The organism is Leifsonia sp. NPDC058248, assembly GCF_042881905.1.
Classification (GTDB): domain Bacteria; phylum Actinomycetota; class Actinomycetes; order Actinomycetales; family Microbacteriaceae; genus Leifsonia.
Genome location: NZ_JBHVXB010000001.1, coordinates 327078 through 353951, shown reverse-complemented (window position 1 = coordinate 353951; position 26874 = coordinate 327078). Strand labels below are relative to the sequence as shown.

Genomic DNA, 26874 nt, shown 5'->3' with positions numbered 1-26874 from the left:
TTGCAGCCTTCGACGCTTCCGCTAGTTCCGTTCCCTCACGTTGTCGCCGTCGAGAGGTCCGAGCACTCCATCGCGAAAGCGAAGGACCGACCTTTCCGCGCCGCCGGTCACTCGCCTGAATGCTGCGCCGATCGGGTTGGTCTGGCGACCGTTGGGCAATTCGACGCCGACTGCCACCCCGAAAACGGACGCGTTCTCTGCGTCGAACGCGATCCACCGCCCGCCATCTTGGCGAACCAGGATCTCACCGAGGAGGCAGCCGAACGCTTGAATCGTTTGAGCCTTGCTCTCTTGGTCCCCACTCGCGGCCACATCTGAGAGCGCTTGGTCAACGAACACTAGATCGTCGAGCTCGTACGTCACGGTGTGGCCGTAGACAGTCTGAATCACCCCTGCTGCGGCTTCCGCCGACCGGCGAGCGATTCCGGCCGGATCGACTTCTCGCAGTGCAGGCTTACGTCGGAAACGGCTCATGGCAGGACACTACTGATGCCGGGGTTCCGTGCCGACGGACACGCCCGGTGCATTGCTTCCAGACCGCGGAGACGCCGGCTATCACTAAGCTCTCGGCCTCTTCTGTGCGGGGACAGCACCTCAGTGCGAGGGTTTCGGTTTTTCCTGATGGGGCGCGAAATCAACGATCTGAGGCTGCCAAGCAGTCGACGAATGCCTACTGCGTTCATCAGCTGCGTCAGGCACCTATGAGCAACTCGGGACGCTGACGATCCCAGGGTCAGCCCCGGACCGCAGGGCGCGTCTCGAAGGTGTCGGCGTGGGCGCCGGTGGCGACTCCCGGCTTCCGAGTTCTGCGGGGCTCGCTCAGCTGCGAAGGTTGAGAACCGGTGCCGTCTTGCTCCAGGCTGAGCCGGGGCGCGAACCGCGATGTCTGTGCGCTCGTGCGATTCGCGCCCCGGGGTAAGGGTTATGGGTTGTTCTCACCAATGACGTGACGAGCTTCGTTCGCCTCGTCGGCCACCGTCTGGGCGGAGTCGGTCGCTTCGTCTTTCACGGTTCCGACAGCATCTTTCGCCGTGTCCGCCACCGAATTGAGCGCATCCTTGGCCGGCTCCTTGAGGTTGTCGGCGACCTGTTTGGCGGCCGCTGCCGCCTCGTGGATGAGAGGTTCCGCGGCGTCTTTGACGTTTGCGGCGATCTCTCGCTCCTTCTCGCTGGCCGGGATCAGCGAGGCGGCGAGCCAGCCGACGCCGAAGGCGATGAGGCCTACGGCGAGCGGGTTGCCCTGCGCTTTGTCGACGACAGCCCGGCCGGCGTCGGAGACCGAGTCGCCGACGGATCCGGCCGCTCCTTTGCCGGAGTCGGCAGCACCCATCACGCGGTCGGTGACGGAGCGGACAGCGGCCTTCACCTTCTCGCTCTGGCGGTGGGCGATCTTCGACGGTGTGACCTTGTCGGCCAACGCGTCTACGTCGCCGCTCAGTTCGCGGCGGGTCTCTTCGATATCGGCGCGGATCACGTCGGGGTCGTCACTCATCGGTTCTCTCCATTACGTTTCAGTGTTTCTGGCATCTCCTTGACCGTCTCCACGGTCTGAGGAACACCTTTGACGGATTCGAGTAGCTTTCGGCCGACCACGTACAGGACGAGGCCGATGATCGCCCAGATGACGGCGACGATCACGGCCGACCAGGCGTTACCGACCAGATAGCCGAGTCCCCACCAGAGGCCGACCGACAAGAAGAACAGCACCATCAGTCCGGCGTAACCCGCGCCTCCGAGCAGTCCCGCTCCCTTCCCGGCACGTGTTGCGGACTGTTTGAGCTCGGCCTTCGCCAGCTCGATCTCCTGCCGGATCAACGTCGACAGATCGCGGGTCACCTCACCGAGGAGATCGCCGAGCGACGTCGACGCCGCTTTGGCCTCCGACGGGGTCGGCTGATCAGTCATAGCCGGCCACCGTAGCTTGTGTCGTCGCCGTCGTCGGCAGGAATGACCCGAGCGGTCGGTGGCCTCATCGGCGCCCTCTCACGCGTCTCGGCGGAGAAGGGGTCCGCGGCCGACTGGCCGGCATCCGGCTGCTTCTGGGTCGGTCCATCCGCTGCAGGCGCTCCGCCCGCGACCGATCGGGTCAGCCGGCCGGCGAGCACTCCTGCCACGGCGGCGGCGGCGATGAACGTTCCGGGGTTGCGTCGCGCGTATGACTTCACCTCGCCCAGGAGCGAACCCGGGTCGCGGTGGTCGAGCCAGGCGGCGATTCCGGATGCCCGCTCCGACGCCGCACGCGCGAGCTCACTTCCCACCCCGCGCGACTCCGACGCTGCAGCCATCTGCGACAGCTCGTCGCTGACCGAGTGGAGACCGGATGCGACTCGTTCCTGCTGCTGGGCGGCCTGGTCGCGCAGACTGGCCTGCGCCTGCGCGAACAGGTGCTGAGCCTGGACCTTCGCCTCCTCTGTGACGTTCGCCGCTTCGTCCTTCGCGACATCGATGACGTGCTGTCCCGACTCCTGTGCCGTCTCGGCGACGTGCGCCGCCTGATCCCGCGCCACGCTCGCCGTGCTCACGCCACCGGCACCGGGGTCGCTGCCGCCGGAAAATGTTGATGTGTCTGACATCTGGGTGCCCTTCTCTTGCATTCGACTTCCGCCGATCGACTGCTCCGCGGAAGGCTGGGCTCCGTGCCCTGTCAGCTGCACACAACCCCGAAAGTTCCGAATCGCTAACCGATTGACAGCGCGGCGAGATGGGTGGAGAAATTGACCAACGTCTGCGCCCGGGAACCTCGATGGTGAAGCCGTGCCGCTAACCCTTCGAACCCGTGCGGTCAATGGGGTGTCTTCCTCCGGCGGGCAGTGGATGCTCATGCAAAGGCGGCAGGAGTCGCCACGCGACGACCTTGAACGGAGAACCGACATGGGGTTTCCTGAACAGCAGCAGCAACCGCCGGGTTCGACCGACGCGATGGATCCGCGTCCCGATCACGGTGAGGTCAGCTATCGAGGGTCCGGAAAGCTCGCCGGCAAGACAGCGTTGATCACCGGAGCGGACAGTGGCATCGGCAAGGCGGTCGCGATCGCGTATGCGCGCGAGGGCGCCGACGTGGCGATCAGCTACCTCGACGAGGATGCCGATGCCGAGGACACCGCCAAGTGGGTGCGGGAAGCGGGCCGCAACGCGGTCCTGATTCGGGGGGACTTGGCCGATCCTGCGCATTGCCGGGAGGTTGTGGCGCGAACGGTCGCCGAGTTCGGCCGCTTGGACGTGCTCGTCAGTAACGCGGCCTACCAGATGAGTCACGACACGATCGAAGAGATCTCAGACGAGGAATGGGATCACACGGTGGCCACCAACATCTCGGCCTTCTTCCACCTGATCAAGGCATCGCTGCCGCACATGGGACCGGGTTCGTCGATCATCGGCTCGTCGTCCGTGAATTCCGACTCGCCGTCGCCGACCCTCATGCCGTATGCGGCGACCAAGGCGGCGATCGCCAACATGACAGCCTCTCTTGCGCAACTGCTCGGCGACCGGGGCATCCGTGCCAACAGTGTCGCACCCGGCCCGATCTGGACGCCGCTCATCCCATCGACCATGCCGATTGAGAAGGTTGCCAACTTCGGCGATGACACGCCGCTCGGGCGAGCCGGGCAGCCGGCCGAGCTCGCTGCCGCATACGTCCTGCTGGCCTCGGATGAGGGCAGCTACATTTCGGGCGCCCGCATCGCGGTGACCGGCGGGCGGCCGATCCTATGAGAGCCCTGACCTGGCAGGCAACGAAGCGGGTCGAAGTCCAGGATGTCCCGGATCCGGTGATCGAGAAGCCGACGGATGTGATCGTGAGAATCACCTCCACTGCGATCTGCGGATCGGATCTGCACCTGTACGACGTGCTCGGGCCGTTCCTGTCCAAGGGGGACATCCTGGGCCACGAACCGATGGGCATCGTCGAAGAGATCGGAGGGGCCGTCCGCTCTCTCAACGTCGGTGATCGGGTGGTCATCCCGTTCGTGATCGCCTGCGGCGACTGCTACATGTGCAGGCTCGGATTAACCACGCAGTGCGAGACGACGCAGAATCGCGAACACGGCACCGGCGCGAGCCTCTACGGGTACACCGAGCTCTACGGCTCCGTTCCGGGGGGTCAAGCCGAGCGGCTCCGGGTGCCGATGGCGGACTTCAACGCACTGAAAGTCGGCAAGGAGTTGCCCGACGAGCGCTACCTGTTCCTCAGCGACATCCTTCCCACTGCGTGGCAGGGCGTGCAGTACGCGCAGCTCCCCGCTGGCGGCGTTCTCGGTGTGATCGGCTTGGGGCCGGTCGGACAGTTCGTCAGCCGGATCGGTGTGCACCTGGGTCACCGAGTGGTGGCGGTCGATCCGGTGCCCGAACGGCGCGCGATGGCTGAACGACACGGCGTCGACACGTTCGACCTCAGCGACGACGCCGCCGCCTGGCTGCGTGAGGCCACGGATGGCCGCGGCCCGGATGCGGTCGTCGACGCCGTCGGAATGGAAGCCCACGGCAACCCGACCACCGCTGTCGCACAGTCCGCTGTCGGACTCCTGCCCGACGCCATGGCCAAGAAGCTGATGACGACGGTGGGCTTCGATCGTCTCGCGGCGATGATGCTCGCCTTCGATGCCGTAAGGCGGGGCGGCACCGTCTCGCTGAGCGGCGTCTACGCCGGTGTCGCCGACCCGGTGCCGTTCATGAACTTGTTCGACAAGCACGTGACGCTGCGCATGGGACAGTGCAACGTGCAGACCTGGCGGGGCGACGTCCTCCCGCTCGTGGAGGACCCGGCTGATCCGCTAGGAACGGAGGATCTCGTCACCCACAAAGTGAGCCTGGAAGAGGCACCCCGGATGTACGACCTCTTCCGCGGTAAGCAAGATGGGTGCGTCAAGGTCATGCTGACGCCCTGACCGTGCGGCAGTCACTCGCGCCGGCTGGACTCCCCATCAGCGGCAGCGTCTGCGATTTCGCGACGGAGTACCTCGTTCTCCCCTTGCAGGTTCAGAACCATTCCGATCCCTGCGAGATTCACGCCGTCGCCCTGGAGAGCAGCGACCTGTCGGATTCGAGCAAGGTCATCCTCGCTGTAGCGGCGCGTTCCGCCGTCGGTGCGGGCAGGTCGAATCAGTCCTTTGCGTTCGTAAAGCCGAAGCGTCGCTTGCGGTAAGCCCGCAAGGTCGGCGGCGACGGCAATGCTGTAGAGGGGGGTGTCCTCGGACCGTTGAACCACTCTTGAAGTTTGCTCAAAGCCCTTGATCCATGTCAACAGTTGATGTACAAAATATGCAGCCAATGACTCAGGTTATCTGTAGCAGAGCCGCGGGGAGGTGGTGGACAGTGGCTACAGGCGCCGATGATCGAACGGCGGAGATGTTCGCCGACATCGTCTATTCCGACCAGGGTTGGGTCGACCTCGAGTTCGAGGCGATGGTCGCCGGGTTCTACAGCGCCGTGAAGTCGACCCGCGTCGTGTCGCCGCAGCCTTCGCTCCGCGGCGCACGATTCGGGAACCGCGATCGGCGGTCTCCAGCCCGACGAGTCTGGTCTCATCGAACTCGGTCGATGATTCGTTCCCCTCCGCTGCGCCCTCGTACTTGCCCGAATGCGATAAGCCCAGGGGCGGCGTGAGGGCCGCCAAGAGAAAGGAGATTCTCACCATGTCGATGTCATTTGATCCTTTCAGCCAGTTGGATCGGATCGCCCAGAGCGTCTTCGACACCAGCAGGCAGCCGCGGATCATGCCCGTGGAGCTGTTCCGGGAGGGTGACCAATACGTTCTGAATGCCGACCTTCCGGGAGTAGACCCTGGATCGGTCGACGTGGACGTCGACGGGCACCTGCTGACCATTCGCGCGCAGCGGTCGGCTGCTAATCGCGCGAACGCCCGGTGGCTCGCCCAGGAGCGTCCGTTCGGGTCGTACATGCGGCAGTTCTCGATCGGTGACGACGTGAACTCGGAGGGCATCAGCGCCAGTTATGACAACGGCGTCCTCAGCGTAGTCATCCCGATCGCGGAACGGGCGAAGCCGCGAAGGATCGCCGTCGGGTCAGTGTCGGAGGACGGTCGGAAGGCCGTCTCCGCCTGACGCACCCGTCGCAATCAAGGCAGAACGAATTGCTGAGGGCTGCTCTTGGATGGGCAGGAGTGACGGTGTGTCCCTGACGCTGCGGCAGGCGAGCCAGCACTCTTGTGGCTGCCTGAGCTTTCGTGGGAGGAGAGAATGGGAAAGCTCATCTATGGTGCCAGCGAGATCGACATCGATGATCGGCTTCTGACACATCTGCAGGTTGTCGCGATCAACCGTTTGAAGCGCGAACAGCCCTTCGCGATGTCGTGGCGCGACTCGCGTGATACCGGGGGCGGGCGTACAACAGTGTGGGTGCACCCCTCCATCCCGCTGATGTTTCATTTCGACGGGTCCCGCGTGCCAGCCATCAACACTCACTGGCTCGAGGAACTCTACGCTTCTGCAGACGGACCGACGGGCCTCATCATTACCGCTGAGCCGGCCATCGGCACGGACGGTGGCGCCCACAGCTTGGACCAGAGGAAACGGATGGAAAGCGCAGGAAGACAGTGAAACGGATCCACTATGCCGGCGGCTCGCTGCTTACCGGCGACGCGATCGCCGACGTCGTGTTGCGGTACGCGCAAGCGCTCGCGAAACGGGCGACAGCGGAGGAAATTCGAGTACCGTCCCTGACACCTTCCGGCACGAGGGATGATGCCCTCCTGCTCGTCGGGCCGGCAAGTCAACTCCTCGCCACCGCCGAGGAGGGCGACGACGAACTCGAAGACGACGGATTCGTCGAGCGATACGAACGCTTGATCCTCGCTCTCGGCCCGCGACAGATGTTGCCGCTCGACGAGGACTCCGATTTCGACGAGAACGAACTTCGTGTCCATTTCGACTGACGATCCCACGACCCTGGAGGAGCATTACGCGAAGGGCTCCATGACCCCTTGCGCAGAATAATCCAGCGGCGGAGTATGACGAGGACGGAGACCCCTCCGCGGCGAACCCCCGGTAAGCCTTCAGGCGCTGCCGGGGGTTCTCAATCTGGCCCGATCTCGGGCTGTTCGTCACACCATGACGGGGTGCGGCGCGCGCATGCTGTCGAACAGCACGTCGAGCGCCGCCTCCAGGTGCTCGGTGGTCCCGGTCGACCACATGGTGACGACCCCGCCCTGGATGCCGGCCAGGAGTGCTGCCGCGAGCTGGTCGGCCGGCCGGTCGGTCCGCATCCGGCCGGCGTCCTGCATCGCCCGGATGCCCGCTGCGAGGTGACCCTGCCACCGCGAGAGCAGCGCGCGGGTGACATCGCCGGCTCCGGGGGTGGTGTCGAGCTGGCCGACGAGCGAGTTCAGGGGGCAGTGCGCTCCCTGGGCGCGGTAGCGGGCGACGAGGACCTCCCGCCAGCGCTGCCACGCCGCCCACGATGTGAGTTCACCCAGATAGGGCTGCTGGTCGGAGAGGACACGATCGGCTTCGTGGCGCATGACCTCCAGGAAGAGCTCGTCCTTCCCGCCGGGAAAGTAGTGGAACAACTGCCCCTTGCTCGTGCGTGTGGCCGCGCGCACGTCGTCGAGGGTCATCGCGGAGAACTCGATCTCGCGCAGATACGCTGCCGCGCCGTCGATGATCCGCGCTCGGGTCGCCGCGCCCTTCCGTGTAAGTGCCACTCGGTGAGTCTACTCCGATTTTGGACTTGCCGGTCCAGAAATGGATCCGTAGAGTCGCCGCCATGACGCACAGACTGAATGGCAGAACGGCGCTCGTGACGGGCTCCACCAGCAACATCGGCCGGGCAATCGCGACCGCGCTCGCCGTCGAGGGGGCGCATGTGATCGTGTCCGGGCGCGACTCGGGCAGGGGCGAAGAGGTCGTGCGGGAGATCCGAGAGTCCGGCGGACGGGCGGACTTCGCGCAGGCCGAACTCGACGGTTCGCCCGAGCAGAGCCGGGAGGTGGCGGAGCGGGCGCTCACTCTGCTTGGCGGGCGACTCGACATCCTCGTCAATAACGCGGGCGTGTACCCGCCGCACACGACCCTGTCGGCGGACGGCGACCTCTTCGACCGGATCTTCGGCGTCAATGTGAAGGCGCCCTTCTTCCTGATGCAGGCGGTCGCGCCGTCTATGATCGCCGCCGGCGGCGGCACTGTGATCAACCTCGGCTCGTGGATCACTACGCGGGGCGTTGCCTCCAGCCCGCTGTACAGCGCGTCGAAGGGAGCGATCGAGACGCTCACGCGGGCGTGGGCGGCCGAATTCGGCGCCAGGGGAGTACGGGTGAACGCGATCTCGCCGGGCGTGATCCGACCGCCGGAGATCGGTCCCGACGCGGTGTTCCCCGGCGAGGCGCTGATGGCCGGATCGCCTGCCGGTGTAGCGGGGCATCCGGACGCGATCGCCGCCGCAGCCGTCTATCTCGCCTCCGACGACGCCGCGTTCGTGCACGGCACGGTGCTCGACGTCGACGGCGGCCGCCTCAGCGTGCACGCCGCCGCCTGACGGCCCTGATCAGGTTCGTCTCGGGACCCGGATCGCGTCCATACCCTTCTCGCTCCTGGCCCGCGCGCGGTTCGGTCCAGCCGAACAGTTCGCGTGCAACCGTCGCGACAGCGGATGCGTCGGCACCGGCATCCGGACCGGTCATGACGACTCCCCCGCTCGCGCATTCGAGATCAAGAAGTCGAGCACGGCAGCTTGGACCCGATGGTCGTGGAAGATGTCACGCACGTCATCCGAGTCGGACTCGGACGTCGCGATACCCACGGCTACCGCGACTTTCTCCGAACGGCCCGCCTGGACCGCCTGGGGGTGCACATACGATCGCCGTGCCACCGCGCGCGTGTCGCCGAGCAGGTGGGCGGCGGCATCGTACGGAACGAGATCAGGGCTTCGCCGGGTCGTAGCGACATCGTGGAACGCGGCGCCGGCGACGACAGCGGCTGCGACGACGGTGGCGCCCCACGTGCGAAAAGTCTTCGCGCTCGCAGTGACGGCGCCGTGGGAGTGGATGTAGGAGTTGACCGTCACGCTGTCGATTCGACGCCAGAGTGGCGGATCGGCCGTGGCGAACACCGGGATCTCCGGATCGGCCTCCTGTTCCAGGAGTTCGGTGACCACGGCTGCCGCGCCGGAATCCGTGACGACCAGGTGATGCCCGATGTGCTCCTTGCCGATGAAGTCGAACGTGGCAGTGTCGCCCGCGACGGAGACCTGGTTGCGTCGCAGGGTGGTGAGTCCGTAGGTGTGGTTGTCGCGGGCGTACCTCTCGTTTCCGACGCGGAAGAGCCCACGGTCCAGCAGCCGGATGACGGCCGCAGTGACCCGCCTGGGTTCAAGCTCCTCCGTCGATGCGAGCGGCACCGCGCCGAGATCCGCGTTCACCTGTTGCCGCAGGTGGGGAAGGGACGCCGCGAACTGGAGCAGGTGGTCGAACTTGTCCTGGGAGGCCGCAACCGCCGCTTCGGCGGAGTAGCGGTACTGGGTGCGGCCACGGGAGTCGACGCCGGTCGCCTGTATCGGGCTAGTGGGATCCGGTGAGGCCCAGACGTGCGTCCACGCCGGAGGAATTCTCAGGAGGCGCAATCGGTCGGTGACCGCCGCGTCGACGACCGTGTTCCCCTCGGAGTCGGCCCAGCTCTCGGGCCGACTCGACAGCCGGTGCAGGCCCGGCGGCCTGATGATGTGACGAGCCGCCGGTTCCGACGGGTCAGTGCCGGCGGCGTGCATCCGGGGTCAACTCCGCAGCGCCGTAGCTGTTGTCATCCGGGTTGATCGTCACCCCGGGTGCCACGAGCTCATCGATCCGGTCGAGCACGTCGGCGGTCAGCACGACCTCCGGTGCCGCGAGATACGACTCGAGTTGCTCCATCGTGCGCGGTCCGACGATCGCCGCGGTCACGGCCGGGTGGTTGATGACGAATGCGATCGCAAGCTCGATGAGGGTGAAGCCTGCCTGCTCGGCGAGCAGCGCGAGCTCCTCGACGATGTCGAGCTTGCGCTGGTTGGCGGGGCTGCTCATGTCGAAGCGGGCGCCGGGTCGAGCGGATGAGGCGGGCGCGGATGCCGCACCCTTGCGCCAGCGACCCGACAGCCATCCGCCACCCAGTGGGCTGTAGGTGAGCGATCCCATCCCGTGCCGCTGGATGGTCGGGAGCACGTCCTCTTCGATTCCGCGCACGAGGATCGAGTACGGCGGCTGTTCGGTGACGAACCGTTCCAGATTACGGTCTCGTGACGCCCATTGCGCTTCGACGATCTGGGAGCCCGAGTACGACGAGGAGCCGAGGTAGCGCACCTTCCCCTGCCGGACCAGGTCGGTGAGTGCGCTGAGCGTCTCCTCCACATCCGTGTCGGGGCTCGGCCGGTGCACCTGGTAGAGGTCGAGGTAGTCGGTGTTCAGGCGGCGCAGCGAGTTCTCCACCTCGCGCATGATCCAGCGACGGGAGCCTCCGCGCTGGTTCGGGTCGTCGCTCATCGGCATGAAGAACTTCGTGGCGAGGAACACGTCGTCGCGACGGCCCTGAAGTGCCTCCCCCACGATCTCCTCGGAGACACCACGGGAGTAGACGTCCGCGGTGTCGACGAAATTGATGCCCGCATCGAGCGCGCGGTGGATGATCCGGATGCTGTCGGCGCGATCGTCATTGCCCCACGGGCCGAACATCATCGCTCCGAGGCAGAGGGGGCTGACCTGCACGCCGGTGCGGCCCAGTGAGCGGTATTCCATTCGTTGTTCCTTCTTTCGGATCAGGCTTTCGGATCAGGCTTCGGGAATGACCATCGAGAACCGGTCGACGCGAGGCACGTCGGGGTCGGGGCCGCTGCGCACACCCGTGTCGAGGGCGTCGATACGGCCGAGTTCATCGGCAGTCAGTTCGAAGTCGAAGACAGCGAAGTTCTCGGCGATGCGTGAGGGGTTGACCGACTTCGGGATGGCGGAGCGGCCCTGCTGCAGGTGCCAGCGCAGCATCACCTGCGCCGGGGTCTTGCCGTGGTCCTGCGCGATCGAGGCGATCGTGGCATCCTGCATCACGCTCCTGCGGTCGTCGCCCCAGCCGGGGTAGAAGGTGATCCCGCCGATCGGCGACCAGGCCTGGGTGAGGATGCCGTTCGCTGCGTCGGCGGCCCGCACCTCCGGCTGGCTGAAGTAGGGGTGCAGCTCGACCTGGTTGACGGCGGGCACGACGTCGGTCTCGGCGAGCAGCCGTTCTAGGTGGTGGGGCATGAAGTTGCTGACGCCGATCGAGCGGACCCGGCCGTCGGCGAGGAGCGTTTCGAGCGCTTTGTAGGCGGCGATCGTCTTGTCGAATCGGTCGGGGGCCGGCTGGTGCAGGATGAGCAGGTCGAGCTGGTCGACGCCGAGCTTGCCGGTCGCCTTCTCCCAGGCGTGGAGGGTCTCGTCGTAGCCGTAGTCGGACACCCACACCTTGGTCTCGATGAACACATCGTCGCGGTCGAGGCCGGATCGTCGGATGCCTTCACCCACCTCGCGCTCGTTGCCATAGGCGGCGGCGGTGTCGATGTGGCGGTAGCCGGTGGCGAGGGCTGCCTGCACGGCGGCGGTGGTCTCTTCGGGCGGGGACTGGAAGACGCCGAGTCCGAGGGCGGGCATCGTGATGCCGTTGTTGAGTGTGAGTTCCATGACCATGCCATCCACGCTACGGGCCGATGCGCGAAGAAGGGAGGGCACGTCAGTGCCTCCCTCGGCGTCGGGCCGCGGCGTAGGGTCGTCGACATGGCCCACACCGATGAGGTGCGGGAGTTCCTCACCTCCCGCCGCGCAAGGATCACCCCGGAGCAGGCCGGCCTCCCCGCGTATGGCGGCAATCGCCGGGTGAAGGGCCTGCGTCGCGAGGAGGTCGCGATGCTCGCCGGGATGAGCGTCGACTACTACACGCGTCTCGAACGGGGAAACCTCTCCGGTGCATCCGACGGCGTCCTGGAGGCGCTCGCCCGAGCGCTGCAACTGGACGGCGCCGAGACCTCGCATCTCTACGATCTCGCCCGCGCCGCCGGCGTCGCGCCGCGCGTGCGACGCAAGCGCAGCCCGAAGACCGTCCGTCCCAGCCTGCAACGCGTGATCGACGCGATCGTCACGGCGCCGGCCTGGGTGCGCAACGACCGTGGCGACGTCCTGGCCGTCAACGAGCTCGGCCGCGCCCTCTACCTCGACCTGATGGCGGAGACAGTTCAGCCTCCGAACAACTCCCGCTTCACGTTCCTCAACCCGAAGGCCCGCGCCTTCTACTCGAACTGGGAACAGGCCGCCGACGACATCGTCGCCATCCTGCGCTCGGCTGCGGGCAGGAATCCCTACGACAAGGACCTCACCGACCTCGTCGGCGAGCTCAGCACGCGCAGCGAGGAATTCCGCGTCCGCTGGGCCCGCCACGACGTGCGTTACCACCGCACCGGACGCAAGCGCATCCACCACCCCATCGTCGGCGACCTCGATCTGGCGTTCGAAGCGCTCGAGCTCCCCGGCGACCCCGGCCTGCGCGTAAACGTCTACACCGCAGACCCCGGAACGCCTTCTGAGGATGCCCTCAAGCTGCTGGCCAGCTGGGCCGCCACCCAGCGACAACCCGTGCCGACCTCCCAAAAGGAGAACGACCACGCCTAGCTATTGCTTGTCGCGCCAGCCGTCCTGGAACGTGTCGTCGTGCAGCTTGCGGAGGTGGGTCGCGTACTCGTCGAGTCGCCGGGCCCGATCCTGCATGTCGTGGAAATCCTGACCGTGATCGCGCGCAGGCGTCTTCTCCTCGGCCCGCTTGCGCACGATATGAAGCTCCTCGCGGCTGAGTTCCGCGACTTTTCCGAGGACTTCTTCGAGGTCCATGACGCACCTTCCGATCGGATGGTGACCGGACATCAGCGACGCCCGCTCACAACGAGCGTAGGCAGCCGAGGTCATCGGATCAAGCGCCGAACGGAGGCGACTGTCTACGCTGGCGGCATGAGCGAAACGCCGACACCGACCCGCGTCCGCATCCGCTGGGGCTGGTTCATCGCCTGCATCCTCCTGGGCCTCGCCGCCATCCTGGTCGGGTGGTTGGTGGTACCGGCGTCTGCGGGCCGGGGTTACCTCGCCGGCGTGATGGCCAACGTCGGAACCACGCTGCTGCTGGTGGGAATCGTGGTGCTGCTGGAGCGGCGGATCATCGACAGCGCGGCGCGCCTGGTCCGCACCGCGAACGAGCAGACGAACGAAGCGATCCGAGCCCAGATCCACGATCTCGAGCGTCGACTGGCCACCGAGTGGGAGGGCGCGACCGTCGAGAACGTGGGCGAGAAGAAGGCCGAGACGACGCGGATCACCGACGAGTTCACGAAGCGGATCGTGGACGAGTCCAAGCGCGAGAAGTGATCGTGGCAATCTCGTGTTCGCCGGCCAAGTCAGTGTGCCAGCGATCTCCCGCATCGACGACGAGGGGCGAAAAGGGAAGGCTCCCTCCCCACCCCCAGTGTGAGGGCTTATTGGGTTGTGCCCGGGTTACTGCTCGATAGTCTGCTCTCACCCATCCCGAGAAAGACTCACATGAGCAGCAACCTTCCTCTGCCTCCCGCAGGCTGGTACCCGAACCCAGAGAACACCGCCGAGATGCGCTGGTGGGATGGGAAGGCGTGGAGCACGCAGGTCGCACCACCTGCGACAGCGCCGTCGGCATCGGCCGCTACGCCGTCGAAGGTTCGGCGAAAGATTCCGATCAGCACATGGATCGGCGGGGCGCTCCTTCTCCTCCTCATACTCTCAGCCGTATCCGGCGGCATCGGCTCCGTCCTCATCATGATCGCTCTTGTCGCCGGGGTCACCGCTGTGTACACCCTGATCACGCGGCGACGCAGCTGGGCGCGCCTGCCCACGTCCCGGCCGATCGCTGGCGGGATTGCCGCCGGCGCACTTGTCCTCCTGATTATCGGCACCGGTGTGTACTCGGCTGGCCATCCGACGCCGGCGGAGAACGCTACCGCGATCATCCATTCCGAACCACCGACCAGAACACCGACACCATCGCCGACACCCAGCGATACGGATGAGCCGCTCGATCCATCCACTGTTGTCGCCTCAGACAGTGGCCCGTCTGTTGTCATCGCCAACGACAGCACGACTACGGCGGCAGCAGTCGACGTGCTCGCCACCCTCTCCGTCAAGGGCAAGGCCGCCGCCACCGGTTATGCGCGGACTGTTGACTTCGGTGCCGCCTGGCTCGACGTCGACCACAACTCGTGCGACACGAGGAATGACATCCTCGCGCGCGACCTGACCGACACCGTCAAGCAGGGCGCCTGCAGGATCACTTCCGGCACGCTCGACGACGAGTACACCGGACAGACCATCGATTTCCTGCGCGGCAGCAAGACATCCGCGCTCGTGCAGATCGACCACATCGTCCCCCTCGAGAACGCGTGGGTGACCGGCGGTCAGCAACTGACGCAGGCGCAACGGATCAGCTTCGCCAACGACCCCTTGAACCTGATCGCTGTCGACGCGCACTCGAACGAACAGAAGTCGTCCGGCGACGCCGCGACCTGGTTGCCTCCGATCAAGTCGTTCCGGTGCGAATACGTTGCTCGCCAGATCTCCGTGAAAGCAACCTATGGCTTGTGGGTGACTCAGGCGGAGCACGACGCGATGGCGAACGTTCTCGGAAGCTGCAGCGGGCAGATGGCGGAATCGTCGAAGTTCGCGCCGGCCGCGCCGACACCGACACCGACGGTTGCGCCAGCTCCAGCACCCGCACCCGCACCAGCACCAGCGCCGGCTCCAGCACCCGCACCAGCACCAGCACCAGCGCCGGCTCCGGCACCCGCACCAGCACCCGCGCCGGCTCCAGCACCTGCGCCCGCGCCTGCCCCGCCGGTGTCGCCCGGCAACGGCGCCACAGCGCTCTGCAACGACGGCACCTTGTCATTTGCCGCACACCACCAAGGGGCCTGCTCGCATCACGGCGGTGTCGCAACGTTCTACAAGTAAGGAATTGAGAACATGGGCTTCTCCGTCCGCATCGCACCCGGCATCCGTGTCCGCGCGTCCTCCCGCGGCGTGCGCACCAGCATCGGACCCCGCGCGGCACGCATCCATATCGGCGGTGGCGGGACCGGCGTCTCCACAGGCGCGGGTCCATTCACCTACTACACAAATGTGGGAGGCGGTACGACTTCGCGTCGCACCACCGCCAAGTCAACGTCGCGCACCACGATGACTCTCGCCCAGGCAGCCAAATCGCACGAAGCTGAACGCCTTCGTGAAGCGATCGACGCGATCACCAAGATCCACCAGGAATCCTTCGCTCCCGCGGTGAAGCCGTTGTGTCCGCCCCCGCCGCCGGCGGATGCGGCTACGATTCGTCGGCAATTCGCTGCAGCGGCGGTGAAAGGGTTGCCTTTCTTCGATCGCGCCGGCCGGAAGGCGGCCAAAGCGAAGGCCGCTTCCGACGCCGATGCCCGTATCGAATGGGAGACGGCCCAGCTTCGCCAGAAGTACGACGGCTACCAGGAAGAACTCAACGAACAGTGGGCAAAACTGCTGGCGAACGACCCGGACGTCGTTCTCCAGCAGTTGGCAAGCGCGTTCGAAGACAACGAAGCGTCTGCCGCGCCGCTCGGGGTCAGCGACGGCGAAGCCAGTCTTGTTGTACTTCTCCCCGATGAGGACTCAGTTCCCGAGCGCTACCCGACGTTGACGCCGGCGGGGAATCTCAGCTTGAAAAAGATGTCGAAGAAGGAACATGACGCCTTCTACAACGTCGTCGCCGCTGGGTACACGCTCGTCACCATTAAGGAGGCGTTCGCAGTCGCCCCATCGCTGAGGAGCGTCCGCATCATCGCCGTCCGCGCGAACAGTACGGATGCATTCGGAAAGAAGCGCGGGGAAGCTCTTCTGGCCGGTCGCGTCCACCGAGAGCGGCTCGACGGGGTGCAGTGGGCGACCGTGGACGCGCCGACGATCCTCAGCGACATCAGTGACGAGCTTCTCATCAATCAGAAGGGCGCGGCGCGCACTCTGACGCCGCTCGACTTGTCCCAGGAACCGGAGCTCGGCCAGGTGATGGGCACCATCGACTTCGATGAACTCGACTGACCGCTCAACGGTCCCCGAACCATCGGCGCATCTTCTTCACGCGCTATCGCCACGAGCGTCGGCAGCGCAACCGGATGTGCGAGATGCCGAGGGGACCGAATTCTGCCTGCAGTGAAGGGGCTGGCGCTCTGAAGGGCCCCGGCCGTTCTACAGTTGGGCCATGATGACGGCGCGACTTTCGGCGTGGGCGGTGGCGGGCATCCCGGAGGTCACCGCTGGCGACGACCTGACCCTGCTCATCGGTGACGTGCTCGCCGCAGCCGCACCCGACGAGCAGCCGCAGGCCGGTGACATCGTCGTCGTGACCAGCAAGATCGTCTCGAAGGCCGAGGGCCGCTTCATGCGGGCGGATGACCGTGAGCAGGCGATCACGGATGAGACGGTGCGCGTCGTGGCGAGCCGTGTCGCCGGCGACCACGTCATCCGCATCGTCGAGAACCGCCTCGGCATCGTCGGCGCCGCAGCCGGGGTGGATGCCAGCAACACGCCCGAGGGGACGGTGCTGCTGCTGCCGCTCGATCCGGATGCCTCGGCATGCGCGCTCTGCCTGGCCCTGCGGGAACGGTTCGGTGTCGACCTGGGCGTGATCGTGACCGACACGCTCGGACGGGCCTGGCGCATCGGCCAGACCGATGTCGCGATCGGTGCGGCGGGTGTGCTGGTGACAGACGACCTGCGGGGGTCGACGGATGCTCACGGCCGGCCTCTCGGCGTGACCCAGCCGGTCGTCGCCGACGAGATCGCCGCGCTGGCCGACCTCGTGAAAGGCAAGTCGAGCGGGCTTCCGGTCGCCGTGGTGCGGGGGCTCGGTCGATTCGTCACCGACCTCGACGCCCCCGGCGCGAGATCGCTCGTGCGCACCGGCCCCACCGATATGTTCCGGCTGGGCACGGATGAGGCGCTCGCCGAAGGTTACGCACGCGGCTTCGAAGCGGGGCGGGCCTCCGAGGCTGGACAGGTGTCCGGGTGAGGCGCTGGGCGATGGTCGTGCCGTTCAAAGGGGCGGCGGATGCGAAGAGCCGGCTTTCCGGGTCGCTGGACGACGGCGAGCGGGCCGCGATCGCGCTCGCGTTCCTGGTCGACACCGTCAGCGCGGTGAGTCGAGTGCCCGCCGTGACGAGCGTGATCGTGGTCTCGAACCAGCCGGGTCTCGCCGCACTCCTCGGCTCGGAGACGCGGGTGATCGCCGACCCGGGCGGCGGAATCAACGCGGCTGTCGCATCCGGTCTCGCCCTCGCCCGCGCGGACGCCCCCGATGTCGACACCGCAGCCATCACCGGCGACCTCGCCGCGCTGCGCCCGGCCGACCTCGCCGAGGCTTTCGCACTGGCCGAAGCGGCCGCGACGACCGGCGCGCAGCTCGCGTTCGTTCCCGACCGCGAGGGTTCCGGAACCACGATGGTGGCGTTCACACCGGGCGCCCACGCACCCACGCGGTTCGGCATCGGGTCGTGCGCCGCACACACGGCCGCCGGCTACCTCCCCCTGGCGGTGCCTGCCGAGTCGTCGCTGCGGCTCGACATCGACGACGCCGACGACCTCGAGCGGGCACGGCTGCTCGGCGTCGGCGCGGCGACGCGGGCCGTACTGGAGCAGCGGGTCAGGCCGCGTTCATCCGATCCCGCCACGCGACCAGCTCACGCGCCTGGCGCAGGTCGAGGTCGAGCCCGCTGATCCCCAGCGTGAAGAGGCGCGCGCCGAGCGCATGTTGCGCCTCGATGGGCTCGAGCGAACCGATCGTGCCGTCGTGGGTGCGACGCACGCCGGTGGAGATCTCGATCTCGGACATGTCGCGATCGACACGGTGACACCACTCCTGAAGCACGGCCAGCTTGCGCTCCAGGGTCTCGACATCGCTGAAACTGTGCCAGATGTCGGCGTGCCGGGCGACGATCCGCAGCGTCTTCTTCTCGCCTCCGCCGCCGATGAGCACGGGGATGGAGCGCGTCGGCGCCGGATTCAGGGTCGCCCACCGCGTTTCGATCCGCGGAAGCGCCTCGGCCAGCGCGTCGAGCCGCGTGCCCGGCGTGCCGAACGGGTATCCGTATTCGACGTAGTCGAGTTCCTTCCAGCCGGCCCCGATGCCGAGGATGAGCCGCCCGGCGTCGCCGCCGCGCGCGCTGATGTGGTCGACCGTCCGGGCCATGTCGGCCAGCAGATCGGGGTTCCGGTACGAGTTGCAGGTGACGAGGGCGCCGATCTGGATCCGGCTGGTCTGCTCGGCCCAGGCGGCCAGCATCGTCCAGCATTCGAAGTGGGCGCCGTCCGGGTCGCCTGACAACGGGAAGAAGTGGTCCCAGTTGAAGGCGATGTCGACACCGAGGTCTTCGATGGCGGCAACGGTGTCGCGAAGCTGGGCGTACGTCGCATGCTGCGGCGCGAGCTGGACGCCGATGCGTACGGGGCGTTCGGTCATGGGGTTCCTCCGGGGTGGTGGACAGTATGGAGCGCGTGGGCGGCGTGGAGCGCGTGGGCGGCGATCGCGGCGGTCGCCGCGACGTCGTGCATCCAGAGCGGGTGGGCTGAGGCGCGGATCCCGGCCGCTTCGAGGTCGGGGACGAGCCCGGCATCCGTCTCGTCGACGAGCCACGCATCGAGGATGCCGTGGTCGGCCCGCGAGCCGTAGAAGAGGCCGACACCGAGGGCGGTCGACCTGACCCCGACGATCTCGAGGCATCGGTCGGCCATTCCGCGCACCACGTTGCCGCCGATGATCGGTGACACCCCGACCACCCGTGCGTCGGTGTCGCGCAGCGCCTCGCGCACCCCCGGGACGGCGAGGATCGTGCCGACCGAGACGACCGGATTCGACGGCGGGATGATGACGACGTCGGCGTCCCGGATCGCCTCCAGCACGCCGGGGGCGGCCTGCGCCTGCCCCAGACCGATCTGTACGAACTCGGTGGCCGCGGCTTGAGCGCGGTAACGCACCCACCACTCCTCGAAATGGATGAGGTCGCCGGCCCGATGCTCGTCGACGTCGGCCGCGAGCCGCACGTTCGTCTCGACGGGGTCGTCGCTCATCGGAAGCAGCCGGGCGCCCGGGCGCCACCGTCGCGCGAGGAGCTCCGTGGCCTCGCTGAGCGTCCGACCGGAGCGGAGCAGGTCGGTGCGCACGATGTGGGTGCCGAGGTCGAGGTCGCCGAGGGTGAACCAGTCCCAGCCGGCGCCGTAGGCCGAGATCTCACCGGACGCGCGGCGCGTCTCGTCGGCGCGGCCCCACCCCTGTTCTTCGGCGATGCCCCCGCCGAGCGTGTACATGACGGTGTCGAGGTCGGGACAGATGCGCAGGCCGGTCAGCCACATGTCGTCTCCGGTGTTGACGACCACGGTGACCGGCACCGCGGAGCCCTTCCCGTCTGCAGCGGGGTACTCCGCGGCGAGGTGCGCGAGCAGCCCACGCGTGAAGCGGGCGCCGCCGACCCCGCCGGCCAGCACGGTGATCCCCGTCATCGGGCGAGCTCCGAGCCGTGCCGCTCGCGCAGGCGCGGCAGGATCTCCGCGCCGTAGAGCTCGATGAACCGTTCCTGGTCGGGGCCCGCACCGTGGAACACGAGATGGCGGAAGCCGAGGTCGATGTACTCCTCGATGCGTTCGACGTGCTCGTCGGGGTCGGCGCCGACGATCCAGCGCGAGGCGATCCGCTCGATCGGCAGCGCATCGGCCAGGCGTTGCATCTCGCGGGGATCGTCGACGCTCATCTTCTCGTCGGGCGTGAGCGCGAGCGGCGCCCAGTGGCGAGTGTCCTGGAGCGCGCGTTCGGGGTCGCGATCGAACGAGACCTTCACCTCGATGAGCGTGTCGACGTCGTCCCGGGTGCGACCGGCCTTCCCGATGCCGTCCTCGAGCGCAGGCAGGAGTGTCTCGGTGTAGAGGGTTCGCTCCTTGCCCGACGTGGTGATGTAGCCGGCCGCGATCCGGCCGGCGAGCCGGGTCGCGGCAGGCCCGGATGCTCCGATGTAGATCGGCACCGCGACGTCGGGCTTGTCGTAGATCGTCGCGTTGTCGGTTCGGTAGAACTCGCCCGCGAACGTCACGCCGTCTTCGGTCCACAGCTTCTCGATCAGAGTGACTGCTTCTTTGAGGCGAGCGAAGCGTTCCTTCACCTCGGGCCATTCCATGCCGAGAACGACCTCGTTGAGGGCCTCGCCCGTCCCGACTCCGAGAACGACCCGGCCTGGGAACAGCGACCCGAGTGTAGCGAAGGCCTGCGCGACGACCGCCGGATGGTAGCGGAACGTCGGCGTCAGCACGGAGGTGCCGATCAGGATGCGCTCCGTGCTCGCCCCGAGAGCGCCCAGCCACGGGATGGCGGCGGGCGCGTGACCGCCCTCGTGGACGAACGGCTGGAAGTGGTCGGAGACGAACACCGAGTCGAAGCCGGCCTTCTCGGCCAGCACTCCGTAGCGCAGCAGGTCGCCGGGGCCGAACTGTTCGGCGGAGGCCTTGTAGCCGAAGCGCAGGGGAATGGGCACGGTGGTACTCCTCAGGTGATGATCAGCGGGGTGGGCGAGAACGGGCTCGGGCTCGGGCTCGGCGCATACGGGGTCAACGAGAACGCGCCGTTGCGCTCACGGAACGTGTGCGCGTAACCCGGCCAGAGCAGGGTGAGCCTGCCGGTGCGGCTGTCGCGGTACCAGCTCTCACAGCCGCCGGTCATCCAGACGGTCGAGGCGGCCAGCTCGTCGATCAGTGCGGTGTACTCGACTTCGGCTCGGCGACTGACGTCGAGCACGAGGTCGGCGTCGGCTTCGAGGTGATCGAGCGCGCCGAGGATGTAGTCGAGCTGCGTCTCGATCATGTAGATCGCCGAGTTGTGGCCGAGCCCGGCGTTGGGGCCGTTGACGACGAACAGGTTGGGGAAGCCGCTGACGACCGTCGACGCGTAGGCGGTCATGCCCCCGGCCCAGTGCCGGGCCAGCAGTTCGCCGCCGACGCCCCGGACGATGCGGGCATACGGCTGCTGGGCCGCATGGAACCCGGTGGCGAAGATCACGGCATCGACCTCGTGCCGCGCACCGTTGGCGGTGATGAGCGTGTTGCCGTCGACCCCTTCGAGCGCCGACGGTTCGACCACAACCGTCGGGCGGGTCAGCGCCGGGTAGTACTCGTTCGAGATGAGCACGCGCTTGCAGCCGATCTCGTAGTGCGGTGTGAGTTTCGCGCGCAGCTCGGGGTCGGGCACCTGCGACGCGAGGTGATCGAGCGCGCGTGTGCGAGCGGCCTCGACCGCCGCCGGCAGGCCCGCGCGCTGGGCGTAGGCCTCCTCGGCGCTCCAGAACAGCGTCGACCTGAGCCGGTCCTGTTCCTCGGGGTCGCGCTCGAACTGTGCCTGCTCGGCTTCGGTGTACTGGTGCTCTTCCCGTGGGATGACGTAGGGCGCGCTCCGTTGCAGCACCACCAACTCGCCTGCGATCTCCGCCAGCCGCGGGACGAGCTGGATGGCCGAGGCCCCCGACCCGACCACCGCGACGCGCTTGCCGCGCAGGTCGGCGTCATGATCCCAGCGGGCCGAATGGAACAGCGGACCCCGGAAGGTGTCGAGCCCCGGGGCGTCCGGGATGCGGGGTTCGGTCAGGCGGCCGCAAGCGAGTACGAGCGCCCGGGCGGTGAACTCTCCGCGGCTGGTGTGGAGCAGCCAGCGCGAACGCGACTCGTCCCAGCTCATGGCGTCGACATCCGTGCCGAGCCTCAGGTGATCGCCGAGCCCCTCCTCGTCGGCGCCGGCGACGAGGTAGTCGCGGATCTCCGCGCCCTCGGAGAAGAACGACGACCATCGCGGGTTCGGTCGGAACGACCACGAGTACAGGTGCGAGGGCACGTCGCAGGCGACTCCGGGGTAGGTGTTGTCGCGCCAGGTGCCGCCGACCGCGTTCGCGCGCTCGAAGATCAGGAACGAGCTCACGCCCTGGCGCTTCAGCCGGATGCCGAGGCCGAGACCTGCGAACCCCGCGCCGACGATCGCGACATCGAGTTCGGTCATGAGCGGGCCACGCGCTTGCGCTCGTCCGTCGGATCGCCGTAGGTCGTGGTGCGCTGGCGCACGGGTCGGGAGAGCGAGCGGGCGATCCGTTCGACATCGGACGGCAGCAGTTCGTGCCCGTGCTCGACTCCGGCTTCGGGCAGGACGCGGCCGTCGAAGAGTGTGCCACCGAGGTCATCCGCCCCGCTCTGCAGCATCAGCGCGGCCTCCGCGAACCCGAGCCGTGTCCACGGCGCCTGGATGTGGTCGATGTGCCCGTGGAGCATGAGGCGGGCGACCGCGTGGACGCGGCGGTGGTCATCGGACTCCCTGCCCGCGGGGCCGGCGTGGCCGATCGCCGGCATCGGCACGAACTCGGTGAAGCCGCCGGTCGAACTCTGGACCTCGACCAGCCGCCGCAGGTGCCCGACCCGGTCGGCGGCGGATTCGCCGTTGCCGTAGACCATGACCGAGGTCGACCGGAACCCTGCCCGGTGCGCGGCGGTGACGATCGAGGTCCAGCGGTCGACGGGGAGGTCGCCGGGCGCGACCCGCAGACGTACGGCATCGTCGAGGATCTTGACGCCTGTGCCCGGCACGGTGTCGACGCCCGCCTCGCGGAGGGCCGCGAGGTAGTCGGCGTCGTCGAGACCGAGCCGTGCGGCGCCGTCGGCGATGTCCGCCGGGCGGAACGCGTGCAGGTGCAGCTCTGGCCGGATGGCTTTCACGACGCGGGCCAATCGCAGGTACGAGTCGGCGGGAAGAGCATCCGGGATCACGCCTTGCACGCACAGCTCGGTCGCGCCGAGCGCCCACGCGTCGTCGACGATTTCGGCCAGCGTGTCGAAGGTGAGGGCCGCGGGGTCCGGCGCGTGGCCGGGGTCGGTCGAGCTCAGGTTGGTCGAAGTCACGTTGCGGTTGACGACGAAGCTGATCGCCTCGCCCACCGTGTAGCGACGCAGGTCGTTGGCGAGTCCGGCGAGGGACTCGAGGTCGTCGTCCTCGGCCTCCATCAGTTCCGCGTAGTCGCGATCGCTGAGGGCGGCGGGAGACGATGCCGCGCGGGAGAGCGCCGACCGCACAGGCGAGGTGTGGAGGGCGACCGACCGCGCCCGCGACGACCACCCGTCCTGGGCATCCCGCGCTGTCGCACGAGCGCCTTCGTCGGCGAGCATGCTCGACTGGTCGACGAGGGCGTCGACATACGCACGCACGGCGGGGTCGATCCACTGGCCGGCGTCCCGGATGTACGGCGGATGCACCGTGAGCCGCTCGGTCAGCCGGAAGCCCTCAAGCTGGGTGAGCTCGGCGAGCTCGACGATCTGCGGCCACGGCCGTTCCGGGTTCACGTGGTCGGCGGTGAGCGGGCTCACGCCGCCCCAGTCGTCGGCTCCGGCGCGCAGGAGCAGGCCGAGCTCGCTCGCATCCGAAAGGTTAGGCGGCACCTGGATGCGCGCATCCGCCCCCATCACGAGACGCGCGGCCGCCACGGTCGCCGCGTACTCGCGCACGCCGAGGTCGTCGTCGTTCTGCATCGCGGTCGCCGGCTTGGAACGGAAGTTCTGCACGATCACCTCCTGGAGGTGACCGAAGCGGTCCTGGATGTCGCGCAGCGCGACCAAGGACTCCGCGCGTTCGCGGGCCGTCTCGCCGATGCCGACCAGGATGCCCGTCGTCAGCGGCACACGCGCCCGACCGGCGTCCTCGAGCACCTGCAGCCGCACCGCCGGATCCTTGTCGGGCGAGCCGAAATGCACCTCGCCCTTCTCGGCCCAGAGCCGGTGCGAGGTCGTCTCGAGCATCATCCCCATAGACGGGGCGACCGGGCGGAGCCAGGCCAACTCCTCGGCCGTCATCACACCCGGGTTCAGGTGCGGGAGCAGTCCCGTCTCGTGGAGCACGAGCTGCGCCATCTCCCGCACGTAGTGCAGCGTCGACTCGTAGCCGTGCTCGTCGAGCCAGGCCCGCGCGGAGGGCCACCGATCCTCCGGCCGGTCGCCGAGCGTGAACAGGGCCTCCTTGCAGCCCATCGAGGCGCCGAGCCGGGCGACGTCGAGAATCTGGTCGGGCGACATGTAGGGCGGCTTGCCCTTGATCGCGAGCTTCCCGGGGGTGTCGACGAAGATGCAGTAGTGACAGCGATCGCGACACAGTGTCGTGATCGGCAGGAACACCTTCTTCGAGAAGGTGATCACGCCCGGGCGGCCCGCTCGGGCCAGCCCCTCGTCGCGAAGGCGGGCGGATGCGTCGAGCAGCCGCTCGAGGTCGGCACCGGTCGCGCCCACCAGGGTCTCGGCCTCATCGACCGTGAGCCGCTCGCCGCCGAGGGCGCGATCGATCGCGGTCTGGAGATCCCCTGCGAGCTGCCCGCGATCCATTGCGTCAGGGTACCTCTCGAATGTGTCGAATGCGTTGCTCGATTTCGCATACGCCCACCATTGCCTTCGCGGGTCCGAGGCAGTAGTCATAGAGAACATCAGCGAAGTGTTCCAACCCTCCCGGAGGCAGCACATGGCAATCGTTCGAGCAGCAATCACCCAGACGACGTGGACGGGCGACAAAGAGTCGATGCTCGCCAAGCACGAGAAGTTCGCACGGGATGCCGCCGCAGACGGCGCGCAGGTGATCTGCTTTCAGGAACTCTTCTACGGGCCGTACTTCGGCATCACCGAGGATGCGAAGTACTACGACTACGCAGAACCGGCCGACGGCCCGATCGTCCAGCGGTTCGCCGCGCTCGCGAAAGAGCTGAAGCTCGTCATGGTGCTCCCCATCTACGAAGAGGACATGCCGGGGGTCTACTACAACACCGCCGTCGTCGTCGACGCCGACGGCACGATCCTCGGCAAGTACCGCAAACACCACCTGCCGAACCTCGACAAGTTCTGGGAGAAGTTCTACTTCCGCCCCGGCAACCTCGGCTACCCGGTGTTCAAGACCGCGGTTGGCCCCATCGGCGTCTACATCTGCTACGACCGGCACTTTCCCGAAGGCTGGCGGGAGCTGGGTCTGAACGGTGCCGAGATCGTCTTCAATCCGAACGCGACGAAGCCCGGCCTGTCGAACCGCCTCTGGGAGCTCGAGCAGCCGGCGGCCGCGGCCGCCAACGGCTACTTCGTCGCCGCCCCGAACCGGGTGGGCAGAGAGGACAACGAGTACGGCGACCTCGCCGTCACCTTCTACGGCATGAGCCAGTTCGCCGACCCGCAGGGAAACGTCATCGGAGGGTACGGAAGCGGCGAGCACGAGGAGGTCGTCATCCGAGACCTCGACCTCGACCTGGTACGAGAGGTGCGCAACGCCTGGCAGTTCTACCGCGACCGCCGCCCCGACTCCTACACGTCCATCCCGAAGCCCTGAAACCGCGAAGGAGAGCTCCATGACCACCACCCTCATCACCGGCGGCACCGTGGTCTCGGCCACCGGTCGCGGCCTCGCCGACGTGCTCATCGACGGCGAGACGATCGCTGCCGTACTGCAGCCGGGTTCCGTGCTGCTCGGAACGGAGCTCGCGGCAGCCGTCGACCGCGTGATCGACGCCACCGGCCGGTACGTCATCCCGGGCGGCATCGACGCCCACACCCATTTCGAGCTGCCGTTCGGCGGCACGGAGGCGAGCGACACCTTCGAGTCCGGCACCCGGGCTGCCGCGTGGGGCGGCACCACGTCGGTCATCGACTTCGCCGTGCAGACGTACGGCACGCGCATCCAGGACGGCCTCGCAAAATGGCACGAGAAGGCCGCCGGCAACTGCGCGATCGACTACGGCTTCCACCAGATCGTCGGCGACGTGACAGAGGACTCGCTCGCAGCCCTCCGGTCGCTACCCGACGAGGGCATCACCAGTTTCAAGCTGTTCATGGCCTACCCCGGCGTCTTCTACTCGGACGACGCCCAGATCCTGAAGGCGATGCAGGTCTCGCGCGACACCGGGATGCTCACGATGATGCACGCCGAGAACGGACCGGCCATCGACGTGCTCGCCGCCCAGCTCGTCGAGCAGGGCAAGACCGACCCCTACTACCACGGCATCGCGCGCGCCTGGCAGATGGAGGAGGAGGCGACCCACCGGGCGATCATGCTCGCGAACCTCACCGGCGCTCCCCTGTACATCGTGCACGTCAGCGCGAAGCAGGCGGTGGAGCAGGTCGCCTGGGCCCGTGACAAGGGCCAGAACGTCTACGGCGAGACCTGCCCGCAATACCTGTACCTGTCGCTCGAAGACCAGCTCGGCGCTTCGAGCCCGGAATGGGGTCACTTCGAGGGCGCGAAATGGGTCTGTTCCACGCCGCTGCGCTCCCGCGAGGAAGGCCACCAGGACTCGATGTGGCAGGCGCTGCGCACCAACGACCTGCAGATGGTGTCGACCGACCACTGCCCCTTCTGCATGAAGGATCAGAAGGAGCTCGGCCTCGGCGACTTCCGCAAGATCCCGAACGGCATCGGCTCGATCGAGCACCGGATGGACCTGATGTACCAAGGCGTGGTCACGGGTGAACTGACGCTCGAACGATGGGTGGAGCTCACGAGCACGACCCCGGCCCGGATGTTCGGACTCTACGGTCAGAAGGGCGTCATCCAGCCCGGGGCCGACGCCGACATCGTGCTCTACGACCCAAACGGTCACACCAGCATCGGCATCGGCGCCGGCAAGACGCACCATATGAACATGGACTATTCAGCATGGGAAGGGTTCGAGATCGACGGACATGTCGACACGGTGCTGAGCCGCGGAAAGGTCGTCGTCGACGACAACCAGTACCTCGGAGCGAAGGGCGACGGGCGCTTCCTCAAGCGCGGCCTGTCGCAGTACCTGGCCTGATGAGCGAAGACGAATAGGGGC

The 26874-nt window shown here is 67.4% G+C and carries 29 protein-coding genes; 14 read left to right on the top strand and 15 right to left on the bottom strand.

All coding sequences use genetic code 11. The features are described 5' to 3' along the window. Window positions 1-21: 21 nt before the first annotated feature. From ACFVV5_RS01910 to ACFVV5_RS01895, 4 genes are all read right to left on the bottom strand, one after another. Window positions 22-474: a hypothetical protein gene (locus ACFVV5_RS01910; RefSeq protein WP_387238098.1), complete on the bottom strand. Its 453-nt coding sequence runs from the start codon at window positions 472-474 to the stop codon at window positions 22-24. A gap of 448 nt (window positions 475-922) precedes the next feature. Continuing rightward, window positions 923-1492, bottom strand: coding sequence for a DUF3618 domain-containing protein (locus ACFVV5_RS01905; RefSeq protein ID WP_387238096.1), 570 nt, complete (start codon window positions 1490-1492; stop codon window positions 923-925). Then, complete coding sequence (locus ACFVV5_RS01900; protein ID WP_387238093.1) at window positions 1489-1905, bottom strand: phage holin family protein; 417 nt, start codon at window positions 1903-1905, stop codon at window positions 1489-1491. Before ACFVV5_RS01900 ends, ACFVV5_RS01905 begins: the two co-directional genes overlap by 4 nt. After that, the gene (locus tag ACFVV5_RS01895; RefSeq protein ID WP_387238090.1) at window positions 1902-2573 is read right to left on the bottom strand and encodes a hypothetical protein; all 672 of its coding nucleotides are present in this window, start codon (window positions 2571-2573) and stop codon (window positions 1902-1904) included. The genes ACFVV5_RS01900 and ACFVV5_RS01895 overlap by 4 nt, the downstream gene beginning before the upstream one ends. 298 nt (window positions 2574-2871) lie before the next feature. On the opposite strand from ACFVV5_RS01895, the gene ACFVV5_RS01890 reads away from it, so the two are divergent. Both ACFVV5_RS01890 and ACFVV5_RS01885 read left to right on the top strand, forming a co-directional pair. Then, window positions 2872-3711 (top strand): SDR family oxidoreductase, encoded by an 840-nt coding sequence (locus ACFVV5_RS01890; RefSeq protein WP_387238087.1) that lies wholly within the window; start codon window positions 2872-2874, stop codon window positions 3709-3711. Further along, the gene (locus ACFVV5_RS01885; RefSeq protein ID WP_387238084.1) at window positions 3708-4883 is read left to right on the top strand and encodes an alcohol dehydrogenase catalytic domain-containing protein; all 1176 of its coding nucleotides are present in this window, start codon (window positions 3708-3710) and stop codon (window positions 4881-4883) included. The genes ACFVV5_RS01890 and ACFVV5_RS01885 overlap by 4 nt, the downstream gene beginning before the upstream one ends. A gap of 11 nt (window positions 4884-4894) precedes the next feature. Here ACFVV5_RS01885 and ACFVV5_RS01880 read toward each other — a convergent pair whose 3' ends face one another. Continuing rightward, window positions 4895-5266, bottom strand: coding sequence for a MerR family transcriptional regulator (locus ACFVV5_RS01880; protein ID WP_387238081.1), 372 nt, complete (start codon window positions 5264-5266; stop codon window positions 4895-4897). Between the two features lie 364 nt (window positions 5267-5630). Between ACFVV5_RS01880 and ACFVV5_RS01875 the strand changes: the two genes are divergently transcribed. The 3 genes from ACFVV5_RS01875 to ACFVV5_RS01865 all read left to right on the top strand — a co-directional run bounded on the left by ACFVV5_RS01875 (window position 5631) and on the right by ACFVV5_RS01865 (window position 6889). After that, the gene (locus ACFVV5_RS01875; protein WP_387238796.1) at window positions 5631-6059 is read left to right on the top strand and encodes an Hsp20/alpha crystallin family protein; all 429 of its coding nucleotides are present in this window, start codon (window positions 5631-5633) and stop codon (window positions 6057-6059) included. Between the two features lie 135 nt (window positions 6060-6194). Further along, entirely contained in the window at window positions 6195-6554 is a 360-nt protein-coding gene (locus ACFVV5_RS01870; RefSeq protein ID WP_387238078.1) for an ATP-dependent DNA ligase, read from the top strand. Next, a complete protein-coding gene (locus ACFVV5_RS01865; protein ID WP_387238076.1) occupies window positions 6551-6889 on the top strand; it encodes a hypothetical protein in 339 nt (112 codons plus the stop codon). Before ACFVV5_RS01870 ends, ACFVV5_RS01865 begins: the two co-directional genes overlap by 4 nt. A gap of 168 nt (window positions 6890-7057) precedes the next feature. Here ACFVV5_RS01865 and ACFVV5_RS01860 read toward each other — a convergent pair whose 3' ends face one another. Then, complete coding sequence (locus ACFVV5_RS01860; RefSeq protein WP_387238073.1) at window positions 7058-7657, bottom strand: TetR/AcrR family transcriptional regulator; 600 nt, start codon at window positions 7655-7657, stop codon at window positions 7058-7060. 62 nt (window positions 7658-7719) lie between these two features. Here ACFVV5_RS01860 and ACFVV5_RS01855 point away from each other — a divergent pair, with 62 nt between their 5' ends. After that, window positions 7720-8487: an SDR family NAD(P)-dependent oxidoreductase gene (locus ACFVV5_RS01855; RefSeq protein ID WP_387238070.1), complete on the top strand. Its 768-nt coding sequence runs from the start codon at window positions 7720-7722 to the stop codon at window positions 8485-8487. A gap of 141 nt (window positions 8488-8628) precedes the next feature. On the opposite strand, the gene ACFVV5_RS01850 is transcribed toward ACFVV5_RS01855, so the two are convergent. From ACFVV5_RS01850 to ACFVV5_RS01840, 3 genes are read right to left on the bottom strand one after another with little or no spacing between them, the layout of a single operon-like run. Continuing rightward, window positions 8629-9714, bottom strand: coding sequence for a hypothetical protein (locus ACFVV5_RS01850; RefSeq protein ID WP_387238067.1), 1086 nt, complete (start codon window positions 9712-9714; stop codon window positions 8629-8631). Next, complete coding sequence (locus tag ACFVV5_RS01845; RefSeq protein ID WP_387238064.1) at window positions 9695-10714, bottom strand: aldo/keto reductase; 1020 nt, start codon at window positions 10712-10714, stop codon at window positions 9695-9697. Before ACFVV5_RS01845 ends, ACFVV5_RS01850 begins: the two co-directional genes overlap by 20 nt. A 33-nt stretch (window positions 10715-10747) precedes the next feature. Further along, window positions 10748-11629: an aldo/keto reductase gene (locus tag ACFVV5_RS01840; RefSeq protein ID WP_387238793.1), complete on the bottom strand. Its 882-nt coding sequence runs from the start codon at window positions 11627-11629 to the stop codon at window positions 10748-10750. Between the two features lie 93 nt (window positions 11630-11722). On the opposite strand from ACFVV5_RS01840, the gene ACFVV5_RS01835 reads away from it, so the two are divergent. Then, complete coding sequence (locus ACFVV5_RS01835; RefSeq protein ID WP_387238061.1) at window positions 11723-12610, top strand: helix-turn-helix transcriptional regulator; 888 nt, start codon at window positions 11723-11725, stop codon at window positions 12608-12610. Here ACFVV5_RS01835 and ACFVV5_RS01830 read toward each other — a convergent pair whose 3' ends face one another. Then, window positions 12611-12826 carry a hypothetical protein gene (locus ACFVV5_RS01830; protein WP_387238058.1) on the bottom strand — a complete coding sequence of 72 codons (216 nt, stop codon included), beginning with the start codon at window positions 12824-12826 and terminating at the stop codon, window positions 12611-12613. Between the two features lie 117 nt (window positions 12827-12943). Between ACFVV5_RS01830 and ACFVV5_RS01825 the strand changes: the two genes are divergently transcribed. The 5 genes from ACFVV5_RS01825 to cofC all read left to right on the top strand — a co-directional run bounded on the left by ACFVV5_RS01825 (window position 12944) and on the right by cofC (window position 17743). Continuing rightward, window positions 12944-13354 (top strand): hypothetical protein, encoded by a 411-nt coding sequence (locus ACFVV5_RS01825; protein WP_387238055.1) that lies wholly within the window; start codon window positions 12944-12946, stop codon window positions 13352-13354. Window positions 13355-13525: 171 nt separating this feature from the next. Then, the gene (locus tag ACFVV5_RS01820; RefSeq protein WP_387238052.1) at window positions 13526-14962 is read left to right on the top strand and encodes a DUF1524 domain-containing protein; all 1437 of its coding nucleotides are present in this window, start codon (window positions 13526-13528) and stop codon (window positions 14960-14962) included. 12 nt (window positions 14963-14974) lie between these two features. Next, window positions 14975-16069 (top strand): DUF4236 domain-containing protein, encoded by a 1095-nt coding sequence (locus ACFVV5_RS01815; RefSeq protein ID WP_387238049.1) that lies wholly within the window; start codon window positions 14975-14977, stop codon window positions 16067-16069. Between the two features lie 160 nt (window positions 16070-16229). Beyond that, complete coding sequence (cofE, locus tag ACFVV5_RS01810; protein ID WP_387238046.1) at window positions 16230-17039, top strand: coenzyme F420-0:L-glutamate ligase; 810 nt, start codon at window positions 16230-16232, stop codon at window positions 17037-17039. Continuing rightward, window positions 17036-17743, top strand: a complete 708-nt coding sequence (gene cofC, locus ACFVV5_RS01805) for a 2-phospho-L-lactate guanylyltransferase (protein WP_387238041.1) — start codon at window positions 17036-17038, stop codon at window positions 17741-17743. Before cofE ends, cofC begins: the two co-directional genes overlap by 4 nt. Here the strand turns inward: cofC and ACFVV5_RS01800 are convergent. From ACFVV5_RS01800 to cofG, 5 genes are read right to left on the bottom strand one after another with little or no spacing between them, the layout of a single operon-like run. Next, complete coding sequence (locus ACFVV5_RS01800; RefSeq protein WP_387238038.1) at window positions 17670-18485, bottom strand: LLM class F420-dependent oxidoreductase; 816 nt, start codon at window positions 18483-18485, stop codon at window positions 17670-17672. The two genes, cofC and ACFVV5_RS01800, sit on opposite strands and share 74 nt — an antisense overlap. Further along, window positions 18482-19522 carry a 2-phospho-L-lactate transferase gene (gene cofD, locus ACFVV5_RS01795; protein ID WP_387238035.1) on the bottom strand — a complete coding sequence of 347 codons (1041 nt, stop codon included), beginning with the start codon at window positions 19520-19522 and terminating at the stop codon, window positions 18482-18484. The genes ACFVV5_RS01800 and cofD overlap by 4 nt, the downstream gene beginning before the upstream one ends. Next, window positions 19519-20544, bottom strand: coding sequence for a glucose-6-phosphate dehydrogenase (coenzyme-F420) (gene fgd, locus ACFVV5_RS01790; RefSeq protein WP_387238032.1), 1026 nt, complete (start codon window positions 20542-20544; stop codon window positions 19519-19521). Before fgd ends, cofD begins: the two co-directional genes overlap by 4 nt. An 11-nt stretch (window positions 20545-20555) precedes the next feature. Continuing rightward, complete coding sequence (locus tag ACFVV5_RS01785; RefSeq protein WP_387238029.1) at window positions 20556-22052, bottom strand: flavin-containing monooxygenase; 1497 nt, start codon at window positions 22050-22052, stop codon at window positions 20556-20558. Further along, the gene (gene cofG, locus ACFVV5_RS01780; RefSeq protein ID WP_387238026.1) at window positions 22049-24409 is read right to left on the bottom strand and encodes a 7,8-didemethyl-8-hydroxy-5-deazariboflavin synthase CofG; all 2361 of its coding nucleotides are present in this window, start codon (window positions 24407-24409) and stop codon (window positions 22049-22051) included. Before cofG ends, ACFVV5_RS01785 begins: the two co-directional genes overlap by 4 nt. A 133-nt stretch (window positions 24410-24542) precedes the next feature. Here cofG and ACFVV5_RS01775 point away from each other — a divergent pair, with 133 nt between their 5' ends. Both ACFVV5_RS01775 and hydA read left to right on the top strand, forming a co-directional pair. Further along, window positions 24543-25391 carry a nitrilase-related carbon-nitrogen hydrolase gene (locus tag ACFVV5_RS01775; RefSeq protein ID WP_387238024.1) on the top strand — a complete coding sequence of 283 codons (849 nt, stop codon included), beginning with the start codon at window positions 24543-24545 and terminating at the stop codon, window positions 25389-25391. A 19-nt stretch (window positions 25392-25410) separates the two neighbouring features. After that, complete coding sequence (gene hydA, locus ACFVV5_RS01770; protein WP_387238021.1) at window positions 25411-26853, top strand: dihydropyrimidinase; 1443 nt, start codon at window positions 25411-25413, stop codon at window positions 26851-26853. Window positions 26854-26874: the final 21 nt, after the last annotated feature.